This window comes from Campylobacter sp. RM9333, assembly GCF_020137705.1.
Lineage (GTDB): Bacteria > Campylobacterota > Campylobacteria > Campylobacterales > Campylobacteraceae > Campylobacter_E.
In genome coordinates this window covers 1-13,650 of record NZ_JACGAY010000001.1, presented here as the reverse complement: position 1 = coordinate 13,650, position 13,650 = coordinate 1, and the positions used below count along the sequence as shown (strand labels likewise).

The following is a 13,650-nucleotide window of genomic DNA, read 5'->3' as shown; positions in this document are numbered from 1 at the left end:
AACACGGTTGCTTAAACTTAATCACATAAAAAAATCTGTTAGACCGAATATATTAAACCCGCGTTGTCTAGGGTAGTGTAATTTTACATAAAAAGCTTAATGAATTTTTACTTACCCAAGCAAAACTCAGAAAACATTGCATCAAACAATTCATCGCTTCCTGTTTTTTTACCAAAAAGAGATAGTTTATTTAAACTTTCATTTAAATAATAAGCACAAATTTCAAGCTCATTAAAATTATCTATAGCTAAATAAATATTCTCACTAGCACTATAAAACGCACTTATTAAATCAGTATTTGTTAAAACCAATTCATTGTCTAATTGAGAATTTAAATAATTTTTTAATTCAAATTCTAAAGCTTTTATATCATTATTTAATGCTGATATTTTAATACCTTCTAAAGTATTTACTTGAGCTAAGTCGCTTTTATTTTGAACTATAAAATATTTTTTACCACTATTTTTAATGTATTCTAAAAGTTTTAATTCATCTTCTAAGCATTCTTTTGATGAATCAATTAAAAACAATACTATATCAGCCTTATTAATAGCCTCATAGCTTCTTTTAATGCCTAATTCTTCTATCAAATCATCACTTTGTCTAATTCCTGCAGTATCAACTAATTTTATTAAATGTCCGTGATAGTTTAAATACTCTTCAATACTATCTCTTGTAGTTCCTGCAATATCACTAACTATTGCTCTATTAAATGATAATAAAGCATTTAATAAAGAGCTTTTCCCTACATTTGGTTTTCCAATAATTGCTAGGTTAAATCCTTCTATTAGGCCTCTTTTTTTCTCACTTCTAATTGCAATTGTTTCTAATTCTTTAGCGTTATTAAGTAGTTTTGCTTTAGCATTTTCTAAAATATCTTCAGGCAAATCATCATCAGCATAATCAATTGCGGTTTCTAAATAAGCTAAAGTTTTAATTAACTCATCTTGGGTGTTAGTGATTAATTCTTTAAAAGCTCCATCTATATTCTTAGATATTATTTTTCTTGCATTTTCACTCTTTGCAGCAATTAATTCATTTATTAAAAGTGCTTTTTCTAAACTCATTTTATTGTTTAAGCAAGCTCTTTTGCTAAATTCCCCTGCTCTTGCAAATCTAGCACCTAATTTATTTAAAATCATAAGTATATTTTGTGCGTTTGTAAAACCGCCGTGAATTTGAAACTCTACGCAATCTTCACCAGTAAAAGAAAAAGGGGCTTTAAAATAAATTATAATGCCTTCATCAACAAATTCATTTTCGTAAAATAGTTTAAAAAAGTGAGCATAGCGGGGATTATTTTTTAATTTTTCTGCGTTTTTTTGACTTAATAATTTTGATGCTATTTCTAAAGCTTTTTCCCCGCTTAATCTAATAATACTAATAGCACCATTTCCACTAGCACTAGCAAGTGCTACTATTGTGCTATTCATTGTTTTTTAAATTCTCCATAAATTGCAATGTATCTTCCTAAAGAACTATCTTTTATAACTATATTTTTATGAGAAAATTCTTTTAATAATTCTTCATATACTAGATTTAATAAACTTGTTTCTAATGGTCTTGTTTGAGCCTTACCCACTTCATCAATTTTTGTCTTTACTTCGCTTAAATGCTTTTCAAGATTTTCTCTTAATTTAGCAAGAACACCACAAATCTCAACTCTTGCGTGAAGATTGTATTTAATGTTTATTAGATGATTTACAATAGTATCTAGTGCTTTGTATTTATGTGCGTCTTTTCCTATTAAACTTTCATAAGAATTTGCAATAAATTCTACATTTACACTATTTTCATTAGCTGGAGTTACCACAACATCTCTTACATCAAAATATTCACTACAAAATAAATTTTTTAAATCTTTTGCAATATCTTCAATAATATTAATTTCAATTTTTTTCTTAACTTTTACTTCAATTATTGCATCTTTTTTAAAAAAACCTAAAAAACCAGCTTTTGGCAATTGAATTATTTCATACTCTAATTCTCTAATAGAGCAATTAGTTTCCTTAATTGCTCTATCAATAGCACCTTCTAGTGTTTTATCAACTATTTGCATTTTTTCCTTCTTTATTAGCAAAAATTTTATTTACAAACCATTGTTGAGCTAGTGAAAATGTATTATTTACACACCAATACAATGTAAGACCTGCTGGGAAATTTATAAAAAATATCACAAATACTAAAGGTAAGAATTTCATAATCTTAGCTTGTGTAGGGTCTTGTATAGTCATAGGAGTTATAACTTGTTGTAAAAACATAGTAGCACCCATATAAATTGGTAAAATATAATAAGGATCATGTATTGCTAAGTCATTAATCCATAAAGCCCAAGGGGCAGCCTTAAGTTCAATAGCATTTAATAATACCCTATAAATTGCAAAAAATATTGGAATTTGAATTAATATTGGTAAACATCCGCCTAATGGATTTGCCTTATGTTTTTTATAAAGCTCCATCATATGCATTTGCATTTTTTGTGGATTACCTTTATATTTTTCTTGAATTTCTTTAATTTTTGGAGCTAAAACTTTTAATTTTTGCATAGAAACCATACTTTTATAAGTTGGATATGTAAGACAAATTCTAACAACTATCGTAAGAATAACAATAGACCAACCCCAATTGCCTACATGTGAATATATAAAACTTAAAAATGCGAACATTGGTTTAGCAATAAAAGTAAACCAACCATATTCAACCACATTTGTAAGTTTTTCATTAACAGCTTCTAAAATTTTATGCTCTTTTGGACCAATATAAGCATTAAATGTATCATTTCCGCTAGCTACAACATAACCAACTGATAAATCTTTGTGATTTTTAACAACTACCTTAAATGGCTTTTCAAAATTATAAAATGTGCTTGTGTAGTATCTATCAGAAAATGCAGCTATTATAGAATCAGTTTCAACTCTTTCATCATTTGATTTTATATCTCCATCTTCATAATCTACTTTAGTATCATCATTTTTGTAAATCATAGCACCATGAACTGTTAAAGTATCTGCTAAAACATTCGGACGCTCACCTGGAGTAATAACATAATCTCTTAATTTATTATCGCTAAAAGTAATTTTTACTTGATAAAAACCATTTTCTTTGAATGTTATAATTTTATTAACAATTACACCATTTACATCTTTACTTAAAACTAGCTCTTCACCAATATTTACACTACTTTTATTTGCTTTAAAAGTTGTATTGTTAAATTCTTTATTAAATTCACTATCATAAAAAACCATAGATAAAGGATATAAAGTAGTATTTTTATCAACTAAATTAATAGCTTCATTTGTTTCATTTAAAAATCTTTCATCTTTTAAAATAAAACTACTAATTTCTCCATTTTCATTGATTTGAACATCAAAATGCTCATTATTAACACTAGCAATAATATTATTTGTTTTTATTGCTTTAATATCTCCGATATTTTGAGTTTTTGTTTGTATATTACTAACTTCTTGCTTTTGAATTTGTTGAGTATTAGTAACAACTGGTTTAGGGATTAAAAAATCATAACCTATAAAAAAAACCATAGATAAAACTACAGCAATTATAATCCTTTTTTGTTGAGACATATTATCAAACATATTTTTCCTTTATTTGAATATTACTTTTACTATATAATAAAATTGTTTATCTTTTGGAACAAAAATCATTTTAAGTTTTTTTATCTTATTTTGATGTGTAAAAAGCATAATAGGTTTATGTTTAATTTTAATTATAGGATAATCAAAACCACCTACAAATAATTGATTACATTTTAAAATTCTTAAAGCTGTTAAAAAAAGTGCTTTAAAAAAATTATTATATTGAAGTTGAATAATCGCATATTGAGAGCAAGTTGGATAATATCTACAAGATTTAGGCTTTAAAGGACTTAAAAAATATCTATAAAATTCAACTAATTTAACAGCTAAATACCTAAACATTTTATTCCTTTAAACACCCCAACCTTTTAAGACTCCACTTAATATTCTTTTCTAATTCAAAATAACCTAAATCACTAAAACCTTTTTTTGCTACAAATATGTAATAACCGCTACTTATATTTGGATAAAGTTGTAAAAAAATAGCTCTTATTAATCTTTTAGTTCTATTCCTTACAACAGCACATCCTACTTTTTTACTTGCGATTACTGCAATTTTTTTAACTTCGCTTGGTTCGTGATAAATAACGCAGTTTTTAGCAAACCATTTTGAACCAATTTTATAAAGTCTAGCAAAATCTTTAGAATCATTTATGCTAGAAAATTCCTTTAGATTGCTAATCTTCTTCTACCTTTTGCGCGTCTTGCATTGATTACTTTACGACCATTTTTAGTCTTCATTCTTACACGAAATCCGTGAGTTCTCTTGCGAGGTGTATTGTGTGGTTGATAAGTTCTTTTTGGCATTTTTCTTCCTTAAATAAAAAAATTAAACGCATATTCTATCACAAATAACTTAATTATTTTTAAGTATTTTTGATATAAAATAAATTTTATGGATAAAAATACATATTTACATTACTTAAAATTATTCGGATTTTCCTTTTACAACGATAAGTTAAGCGTTAATAAAAACTACAATATAAAAGATATAAAAAATTGCAAATTATGCAATTTATACAAAAATAAAAATAATTTTTATACAAATAAAGTAATTAAATCAAATATTTTCATACTAAGCGATATTGGTTTTAATGACAATGATGCTGAATATTTTAATAGTATTTTAAGCAAGAATTTAAATCTTAATTTAAATAATGTATATATTACAAATATAGTAAAATGCTCAAATCAATATAAACAAGAAAATATTTTAAAGTGCTATCAGTATTTTTTAAATGAACTTTTAGAAAGTGAAGCAAATATTATAATTTTATTAGGAGAAAATTTAAAAAATATATTACAATTATCAAATTTTAATATTGGAGATATTATTTTTTATGACTTTTATGGTAAAAAAAGAAAAGTTTTGCTAAATTACAGCTTTAGCTTTATTAAAAAAAATCCAAGTTATGAAAATGATTTTATAAATAACTTAAAAAAAATAAAGGAATAATTATGAAAAAATTATTAACAACAATGTTAATATGCTCAAATCTTATTGCTGCCAAACAAGAATTAGTCAAAATTGAGCCAGCAAAGGTTTTTTATGTTAATTACGAAAAAGAAAAATGCTCTGATGAATGTCTAAAAGACTTATTATACAAAGGTCTTTACATAAGCTATATAACAAGATTTAATTCTAATGATGAAAAACTAAATAACATTTATGTAAAACTTCTTAATGGAATTGAATATATTGATTTACCTAAAAAACAACAATTAAACACAATTAAAATAGCTTTAGTTATACCAGAAAAAGTTGTAAAATCTTATTCTAGTAATATAATTTCTCCTGCACTTGCATATCTTATGAAACAAAATGATAATGTATATATGAAAGTATATTTTACAGGAGATGAAAGTGAAGCTAATATAGCTCCTATCATAAGCCAATTACACGATTATTCACTAATTATTACAGGATTTCAAAAAAACGGCATTAATGTATTAAACAAAAGTATTACAAATATTGCAGTATTTAATCCATTAGCAAAATCTAGTGATTTTGATAATGTAAATTCTAATTTTACATTTGGTAGCATAGATTATCAAGAACAAGTTGCAAAACTAATAAATATTTCAAATAATAAAATAGCTGTATTTAAAGATGATAGCTTATTAGCAAGTAAAATAACTGATAATATAAGAGAACAAAGCAATATAATTTCTCTTAAAACTATTGAAAAGAAAAATCTAAATGTAAATTCGGCTTTAAGTGATGCTTGGAAATTAAATAATTCTAGCGTATTTTTTAATATACCATTAGTAAAAACAACTCTTTTGGCAACACAAATAAGAGCTTTAAGTATTAGACCAAATAAATATTTAAGCACTCAAATTAATTATCATCCAATGTTTTTAAACCTAAGCCAAGAAAACGAAAGGTCTATGTTTTATTTTGCTAATTCAATAGGCGAAATTGATGAAGAAATAGAATATATAAATGATTTATTAGGGCAAAAAATAGCTTATAACTGGATAGCTTATTCAACTAGTGTTGGATTAGATTACTACTATCACGAGCTATATTCAAACAAAAAAGATAGATTATTTAAAGATAATTTTATAGGTAATTCAATACATTTTAATGTAAGAATTATGAATGCTAAACAATCAAAATTTAGCGAACAAAAATAAAACTAAGAATTTAAATTCTTAGTTTTAAGTAATTTTATAAAGATAATAAAGCAATTCTTACTGCGTTAGTTGCTGCTCCAACACGAATTTGATCAGCTACACACCATAAATGTAAAATCTTAGGATTATTTAAATCAACTCTAATTCTACCAACATAAGTTTCATTTGTATTGCTTGTAAATAAAGGCATTGGATAGCGTAACTCTTCATTTTCACTATCTTCATTATGTGCTTTTGTATTTGGATTATCCATCAATACAACGCTTGGAGCTTTACTTAAAATCTCTCTTACTTTTGTTAAATCTACATTATTTTTAAAAGTAATTGTAATACTTTCGCTATGACTTCTAAGCACTGGCACTCTAACGCAAGTAGCACTAATTTGCATTTTTTTATTCATAATTTTTTGAGTTTCATTTACCATTTTTAGCTCTTCTTTTGTATAGCCACTATCAGTAAATACATCAATTTGAGGAATTAGATTTAATGCTAGTTGATAAGTAAATTTTGATGGTTTAATTTCTTCAAAAGCAAATACTTTTTGAAGACCTTCCATAAGCTCACTCATACCTAAATTCCCTGCTCCACTTGCCGCTTGATAAGTGCTAACATCAACTCTTTCTATATCAAATACATCATCAAGTGGTTTTAATACTTGCACCATTTGAATGGTTGAGCAATTTGGATTTGCAATTATTCCTTTATGTTTTTCAAAATCACCAGGATTACATTCAGGCACTATTAAAGGCACATCATTCATCATTCTAAAATAACTTGTATTATCAATAACCAAAGCACCTTTATTTGCTGCAATTTTTGCATATTTTTCACTTATACTTCCACCCGCACAAAAGAATGCTATATCAACATCTTCTTCATCAAAACTATGCTCATCTAATTCTTCTATAACATAAGTTTCATCACGCCATACAATCTCTTTACCAGCACTATTTTTACTAGCTAACAATCTTAGTTCTTTTACTGGAAAATTGTATTCATTTAATACATTTAATATTTCTTCGCCTACAGCACCTGTTGCACCAATGATTGCAATATTTTTCATTTCACTCTCCTAAATTGTATTTTTGCATTTTTTCTCTAAAAACTTTTTCGCTCATTGAAATTAATTTAGAAGCTGCTTTTATATCCTTTTCTTGCTTTAAAGCTTCTTTAATTAATTCAAATTCTAAGTCATTTATATTATTTTTATTATTATTAGTAAAATTAAGCCTTAAATCACTATCTTTTACTACATTTTCATCGCTTAAAATTGCAGCACTTTCAACAATAGAAATCAATTCTCTTATATTTCCAGGATAATTATAATCATTTAATACTTTTATAGCTTCTTTGCTAAAAGTTTTTTCCCCTAAATCATACTCATTACAAATTCTATTTAAAGTAGCATTAGCAATTTCTATTATTTCATCTTTTCTTTGTCTTAAAGGCAAAATATCTAGCATAATTGTATTTAATCTATAAAATAAATCTGCTCTAAATTTATTATTTTTAATATTATCTTGTATGTTTATATTACTAGCACTTATAATTCTTACATCTATATTAATTAATTTTGTGCCACCTAATCTTTGTATAGTTTTTTCTTGTAAAACTCTTAATAACTTAGCTTGAATACTAGCACTCATTTCACCTATTTCATCAAGAAATAAAGTGCCTTCATTAGCTAACTCAAATAAGCCTAATTTATTAGAATTAGCATCTGTAAAAGCTCCTTTTTCATATCCAAACAATTCACTCTCTATTAAATTTTCAGGAATAGCAGCCATATTAATAGCTATAAAAGGCTTATTTGCTCTTTTACTATTTTCATGAATAAATTTTGCAAATACTTCTTTACCAACTCCACTTTCACCGCTTAAAAATACACTTACATTTGTTTTAGCTGCTTTTAAAGCTATTGTTTTTAAATTCTCAAGTTCTTTTGATGAACCTAAAAATCCACTTTGTTTTACTGGAATTTCTTTTTTAATTTTATTAGCTTTTTTTTCTCTAATAATTTTTGCTCTATTTATTGCTTCATATAATTTATCCAAATCAAATGGCTTTGTTAAAAAATCTTTTACTCCAAGTCTTAGTGCTTCAATTGCTTTATTTAAAGTCGCATTTCCTGTAATAATTATAAACTCAGCACTAATTTTTTGTTCTAAAGCTGTTTTTACAAACTCAAGTCCGTCCATTTTAGGCATATTAATATCACTTATTATTAAGTCAAAACTATCATCTAATTCTTTTAAAGCATCAATTGGATTTTTATAAGTTTTTAATTCATAATCATCACTTAATGATAATTCTAAGGATTTTCTCATATTAATATCATCTTCAACTATGGCTATTTTCATACCTTATCCTTTGTGTAAATCAATATTTTACCTTGAGCAAGTTCTGCTTTAAAATAAATTGGCAATAATCTTAAATGAGTTTTTATACTTGCTTTAAAATTATTGACATCAACATATTCACTCACTATCGCTTTATTAACACAATCTATTAAATTTGTTTGTTGGTCTTTTAAACTATCATAAACATTAGACTTTGTAGCATTAATCTCACAAACATAAGTATATCTTGCTTTTTTATCAATACTCATTGCTCTACTTAAGTGAAATTCTTCGTTAGTTAGGACTAGATTAGTAGTACTTAATCTAGCCCAAAATATATAATCAGGATTTGCAGCGTTTAATAATCCTAAAAAGCTAATTAATATGAGAACAATTCGTTCCATTTATATTTATCAATTTTTAGTTCTAATTCAACCGTATAAAGACCATCTTTAAATCCTTCTCCGGTAATGTTTGCATTTTTAATAAGTCCATTAACATATGTTGTAATTAACGAGCTTCTAAGCATTGCATCTTTTACATTTTCTCTAGAATTTACTCTAACCCCATAAAGTTTGCCAGCTAATTGACGATAAGCATCAGCTAATGCTGCTCTTTTTGCAAGTGCTAATGCTTGAGCTTGCGAAACTGTGTTTTGAGGTGGAATTCCCTCTCCTACCGAACTAAAAATCATAAGTCTTACTGCTTCTTCTTCAGGACTTAAAACAGGCTCTTGATAACTTGCTTTTTTATAAGCTGTTTTTTGAGTGTTATTTTCTACTTGAACTGTTGTTTCTTTTTTTTGTGGAACACAAGCACAAATAAATATAGCTAAAGCGATGGTGCCTAATCTTTTCACGATTTTTCCTTTAAATAATTATTTAATTGCTTCAAAGCAATTATTATTCCTTTTCTTTAAATAGCTTGTTATAATATGAAAAATAATCTGTTGTTTTGCTTAATTGCTTAGAAATATTTGAATAAAAATTTATTTCATCAATTTGATTATATTCTAAATTATTATCCAATTCAGCTATTTTCTTTAAAGAAGAACATTCATATAAATATAAGTTATTTTTTAATGCAACCATCACACTACCAATAGCCCAAGTTCTACAAAATTCTCTTAAATCATTTCTATTTGGAGTTAGTTGTTTTTTAGCGTATAAATTCGCTGCTAAAACATTAGTATCAAAATATATAAAATTGTTATATTTATTTTTAATACTATCATATATTTTTTGACTAGGAGCTATTAATAATGTATGCTCAATATAATTATTAAAAATTACTCTATCGCCTATTTGTGGAGTTAATATAGGTAATGGTAAAGCATCTTGTTTTAAATCAGAAAATGTATATAGCTCTAATTTAATATTATTGTTCTCATTATTTACAAAACTAGCTCTAGCAACAATTATAGAATATTCTCCAATATCTTTAATAACAATAGCGCCATTTTTTAAATTGTTTTCATCATATTTTGCATCAACTATATGAGCATAAGCATAGCCATTATCAATCTTATCAATAACAGCATTTATAAATTGATTAGCAAATGCAAAAACCGAAAAGCATATTAAAATAAAAGTTTTCTTAAACATATTATCCCTTTAAAATTAAATTACTAAATTATAAGCAAAAAAAAGTAAAATGTCTGCCTTATTTTGGAAATTTTATCATATTTTAAAGGAAAATAATGCGAAAAATCATATTAGTTTTATCTATTTTTTTAAGTTTAAATTTATTCTCAAAAGAATTAAAAATGGAAGAATTAATATGGGAAAGAGGCGAGAGTTTTTTATTTTTCTTACAAAAAAATCAAATTCCATTAAGCATATATCATAATCTTGATAAAGAAGATAAAGAACTAACAGCAGAAATCATAGCTGGGGTTAAATATCAAATATTAAGAGATGAAAATGATAATATAGAGCAAATTTTAATACCAATAAGCGAAACTTTACAAATACAAATATATAAGGATTTAGAAGATAAATATGCTATAACATTTACTCCAATTACTTATAAAGTTGAAGAAACAAGTTTAACATTTAAAATAAATAAATCAGTTTATCAAGATATTATAGATAACACTCAAAACTCTAGATTAGCAAGCGCTCTGCTTAGAGCATATGCAGGAACGATTAATTATACAGGAATGAAAAAAGATGATAGAGTAGTAATCGTTTATTCTCAAAAAAGAAGATTAGGTAGAATTTATGGAGATGCAAATATAAAATCAGCTATGATTGAAGTCAATAAAAAGCCTTATTATATATTTAAATATGGAGATAATGATTTTTACGATGAAAACGGAAAACAATTAGAAACATATACTTTTATATTGCCTGTTGGAAATGTTAGAATTAGTTCTCCATTTAACCCAGGAAGATTTCATCCTATTTTAAAAAAATATAGAGCCCATCTAGGAATAGATTATGCAGCACCAACAGGAACACCAGTAAAAGCAGCAGGTGCTGGAAAAATAATGTTTAGAGGAGTAAAAGGCGGATATGGAAATGTAGTTCAAGTAAATCACTCAAGTGGCTATATGACTTTATACGCACATTTAAGCAAATTTGGTAAATACAAAATAGGAGATAGTGTAAAACAAGGTCAAGTAATTGGCTATGTAGGAACTACAGGTCTTAGCACAGGGCCGCACTTACATTTTGGTATGTATAAAAACAATGCAGCAATTAACCCAGCAACAGTTGTTAGAGTTGCAAAAGATGGTCTAGTAGGCAAAGAAAAGCAAAAATTTGATTTAATAACTAAAGAATATATAAGTGAAATTAAACATATATTAGAAAGTAAAATAACTCCTATAAAAGAAGAGAATTTTGAAAATATTGTGGAGCTTAATTAAAATATGAAAAATACAGCAGTAGCTTTTGAAATAATACAAGATTTTTTAGATGAAAAAGATGTTAGCTACGCTGAATTATTAGAAGCCCTAAAAATAATAAAAAATGATGATTATGAAGCTTATGAAAACATAATTAAAAGTCTTGATGATGAAGACTTAGGAAATATCGCAACGCTAATGCCTGAACATATGTTAAGCGATGTTTTGAAATTATCTTCAAGCAAAAAATTAGCTTTAGCATTAGGCGAATTAGAAAGCGATGATGCAACTGATTTAATGCAAAGCATTGAAGAAATTGATGATGAAAAAGCAAATAGAATTTTTTCAAATCTTAGTAAAGACGAACAAGATGATATTTTATTCTTAAAACGCTACGATGATGAAAAAGCTGGTGCTTATATGCAAACAGAGATTTTTACCGCAAAGCTTAGTGATACTCTAGAAAGTGCTATTAGCAAATATAAAGAGCTTAAAAAAAGCGAAGAAATAGAACATATAATCCAACTTTTTATAACCGATGAGAATGAAAAATTAATTTATAGTTTGCATGTAGGAGATTTAATTTTATATGAATTTAAAGATACTTTTCAGCAAATTCTGGATAAAAATGAAGATTTAGCAAAAGATTTACATTTTATTAGAGATTACGACACTATAAATGATGCTATCTCTATGGTTCAAGACTATGATTTAAGTGTAATTGCTGTAGTTGATAATAATAATAAATTATTAGGAAGAATAACTTATGATGATATACACGACTTAATCCAAGACTATGCAACAGAGCAAATGTATAACTTTGCAGGGGTTGGAGATATTGATAGCGAAGATGAAAATACTATAAAAGCAGCTAAAAGTAGAGCTAAATGGCTTATTGTAAATCTAATTACTTCGTTAATTTCAGCCCATGTTATCGCAATGTTTTCTGATGCAATAGAAAAGTTAGTAGCACTTGCGGCTTTAATGCCAATAGTTGCATCAATGGGTGGAAATACTGGCTCACAAGCACTTGCCGTAACTATTAGAAAACTTGCTTTAGGTGAATTAAGTTATGAGAATTCAAAACATATATTATTAAGAGAAATTGCTATTTCGTTTTCAAACGCAACGATTTTTGCCATTGTGTTAGGAGCTGTTGCGTATTTTTGGTTTTCAATCCCAATGCTAAGCCTTGTGATATTTATATCAATGATTTTAAATTTAGGTTTTGCAGGTTTAATTGGCTCATTAATACCTTTGGTATTAAAAAAATGTGGATTTGACCCTGCACTAGGTAGTGCAGTTTTACTAACAGCAACCACCGATGCTTTAGGGTTTTTTAGCTTTTTATTACTTGCTAAGGTAATATTGTTATAATTTAATCTACTTTTAACAAAATTATGTTTAAATTAATGATTTAATTTTCAATGAAAAAGGAGATGAAATGAAAATTTCAACAAAACTTTCGTTATGTATACTGATTAGTTTATGTATCTTAGGTATTAGCCTAATATTTATTTCTAACAAAGGAATGCAAGAAATTGATAACGTAACAACTAAAACAGTAGAAGAACTAGCAATTAAAGATGCTAGAAGTGCTGCAAAAAGCATTGTATTTGGATTTTATAATTTTTCTGAAAAATTATATAAAGACTTCGTAAAAGCTGGAGATGGACCTGAAGATGCACTTGAAAGCACAATTGAATATCTTCAAGGTATGAATTTAGATAGCACAAATATTAGATTTTTTGCCGTTAATTCAGATGGAACTTATTTAGTTCATTATCAACTAGAAAAAGTAGGGAAGAATTTAAAAGCAGATTTAGATATTAAAGGCGAAAGCTATGTAGAAAAATTTGTTAAGAATGGCTTAGCAGGTGGTGGTTTTACAGAAGTTACATTCTTTGATAAGGTAACTAATAAAGATAGAAATATCATTACCTATACTAAAAAAGATAAAAATATGGATATTATCTATGGTTGCACAATAGATATGGATATAACAAATCAAGAAATCGCTGAAGTAGGTAAAATAATTGATGAAGTTATTAGTAGCTCAAATTACAAATTTACATTAGCAGCAGTTGTTATAGCGGCTATAATTTTAATATTAATGATTATCTTCGTAAAATTCCAAATCACTCGCCCACTAAATAATCTAACAGCTAAATCAAACGAACTTAGCAGTGGAGATGGAGATTTAACTAAAAAGCTAGATGATAAAGGT

At 26.4% G+C, this 13,650-nt stretch carries 15 protein-coding genes and 1 pseudogene; 5 read left to right on the top strand and 11 right to left on the bottom strand.

The window, feature by feature from the left end; all coding sequences use genetic code 11:
- Nucleotides 1–107 precede the first annotated feature (107 nt).
- From mnmE to rpmH, 6 genes are read right to left on the bottom strand one after another with little or no spacing between them, the layout of a single operon-like run.
- The gene (mnmE, locus tag AVBRAN9333_RS00080) at nt 108–1,433 is read right to left on the bottom strand and encodes a tRNA uridine-5-carboxymethylaminomethyl(34) synthesis GTPase MnmE (protein WP_214120381.1); all 1,326 of its coding nucleotides are present in this window, start codon (nt 1,431–1,433) and stop codon (nt 108–110) included.
- Nucleotides 1,430–2,059, bottom strand: coding sequence for a Jag N-terminal domain-containing protein (locus tag AVBRAN9333_RS00075; protein WP_214116505.1), 630 nt, complete (start codon nt 2,057–2,059; stop codon nt 1,430–1,432). The genes mnmE and AVBRAN9333_RS00075 overlap by 4 nt, the downstream gene beginning before the upstream one ends.
- Nucleotides 2,046–3,593: a membrane protein insertase YidC gene (gene yidC / locus AVBRAN9333_RS00070; protein ID WP_214120382.1), complete on the bottom strand. Its 1,548-nt coding sequence runs from the start codon at nt 3,591–3,593 to the stop codon at nt 2,046–2,048. Before yidC ends, AVBRAN9333_RS00075 begins: the two co-directional genes overlap by 14 nt.
- Nucleotides 3,594–3,602: 9 nt before the next feature.
- Complete coding sequence (yidD, locus tag AVBRAN9333_RS00065; RefSeq protein WP_214116501.1) at nt 3,603–3,935, bottom strand: membrane protein insertion efficiency factor YidD; 333 nt, start codon at nt 3,933–3,935, stop codon at nt 3,603–3,605.
- Nucleotide 3,936: 1 nt separating this feature from the next.
- Entirely contained in the window at nt 3,937–4,275 is a 339-nt protein-coding gene (gene rnpA, locus AVBRAN9333_RS00060; protein WP_275592001.1) for a ribonuclease P protein component, read from the bottom strand.
- On the bottom strand, nt 4,263–4,400 hold the full coding sequence (rpmH, locus tag AVBRAN9333_RS00055; RefSeq protein WP_214116499.1) for a 50S ribosomal protein L34: 138 nt from the start codon (nt 4,398–4,400) through the stop codon (nt 4,263–4,265). The genes rnpA and rpmH overlap by 13 nt, the downstream gene beginning before the upstream one ends.
- Before the next feature lie 88 nt (nt 4,401–4,488).
- On the opposite strand from rpmH, the gene AVBRAN9333_RS00050 reads away from it, so the two are divergent.
- Complete coding sequence (locus AVBRAN9333_RS00050; RefSeq protein WP_336609210.1) at nt 4,489–5,049, top strand: uracil-DNA glycosylase family protein; 561 nt, start codon at nt 4,489–4,491, stop codon at nt 5,047–5,049.
- A 2-nt stretch (nt 5,050–5,051) separates the two neighbouring features.
- The gene (locus tag AVBRAN9333_RS00045) at nt 5,052–6,233 is read left to right on the top strand and encodes a hypothetical protein (protein WP_214116496.1); all 1,182 of its coding nucleotides are present in this window, start codon (nt 5,052–5,054) and stop codon (nt 6,231–6,233) included.
- 34 nt (nt 6,234–6,267) lie between these two features.
- Here AVBRAN9333_RS00045 and AVBRAN9333_RS00040 read toward each other — a convergent pair whose 3' ends face one another.
- The 5 genes and pseudogenes from AVBRAN9333_RS00040 to AVBRAN9333_RS00020 all read right to left on the bottom strand — a co-directional run bounded on the left by AVBRAN9333_RS00040 (nt 6,268) and on the right by AVBRAN9333_RS00020 (nt 10,176).
- Nucleotides 6,268–7,296, bottom strand: coding sequence for an aspartate-semialdehyde dehydrogenase (locus AVBRAN9333_RS00040; protein ID WP_214116494.1), 1,029 nt, complete (start codon nt 7,294–7,296; stop codon nt 6,268–6,270).
- Nucleotide 7,297: 1 nt separating this feature from the next.
- A complete protein-coding gene (locus AVBRAN9333_RS00035; protein WP_336609209.1) occupies nt 7,298–8,593 on the bottom strand; it encodes a sigma-54-dependent transcriptional regulator in 1,296 nt (431 codons plus the stop codon).
- Nucleotides 8,590–8,976: a hypothetical protein gene (locus AVBRAN9333_RS00030; RefSeq protein ID WP_336609208.1), complete on the bottom strand. Its 387-nt coding sequence runs from the start codon at nt 8,974–8,976 to the stop codon at nt 8,590–8,592. Before AVBRAN9333_RS00030 ends, AVBRAN9333_RS00035 begins: the two co-directional genes overlap by 4 nt.
- Nucleotides 8,952–9,260 (bottom strand): annotated as a pseudogene (locus tag AVBRAN9333_RS09500) (lipoprotein required for motility); the annotation flags it as partial. The pseudogene AVBRAN9333_RS09500 and the gene AVBRAN9333_RS00030, both read right to left, overlap by 25 nt.
- Before the next feature lie 214 nt (nt 9,261–9,474).
- Entirely contained in the window at nt 9,475–10,176 is a 702-nt protein-coding gene (locus AVBRAN9333_RS00020) for a plasminogen-binding N-terminal domain-containing protein (protein ID WP_214116480.1), read from the bottom strand.
- A 95-nt stretch (nt 10,177–10,271) separates the two neighbouring features.
- Between AVBRAN9333_RS00020 and AVBRAN9333_RS00015 the strand changes: the two genes are divergently transcribed.
- The 3 genes from AVBRAN9333_RS00015 to AVBRAN9333_RS00005 all read left to right on the top strand — a co-directional run.
- Entirely contained in the window at nt 10,272–11,444 is a 1,173-nt protein-coding gene (locus AVBRAN9333_RS00015) for a peptidoglycan DD-metalloendopeptidase family protein (protein WP_214116477.1), read from the top strand.
- Nucleotides 11,445–11,447: 3 nt separating this feature from the next.
- Nucleotides 11,448–12,800, top strand: coding sequence for a magnesium transporter (locus AVBRAN9333_RS00010; protein WP_336607693.1), 1,353 nt, complete (start codon nt 11,448–11,450; stop codon nt 12,798–12,800).
- Nucleotides 12,801–12,867: 67 nt separating this feature from the next.
- The coding region (locus tag AVBRAN9333_RS00005; RefSeq protein WP_336609207.1) for a cache domain-containing protein at nt 12,868–13,650 on the top strand (783 nt) is incomplete at its 3' end.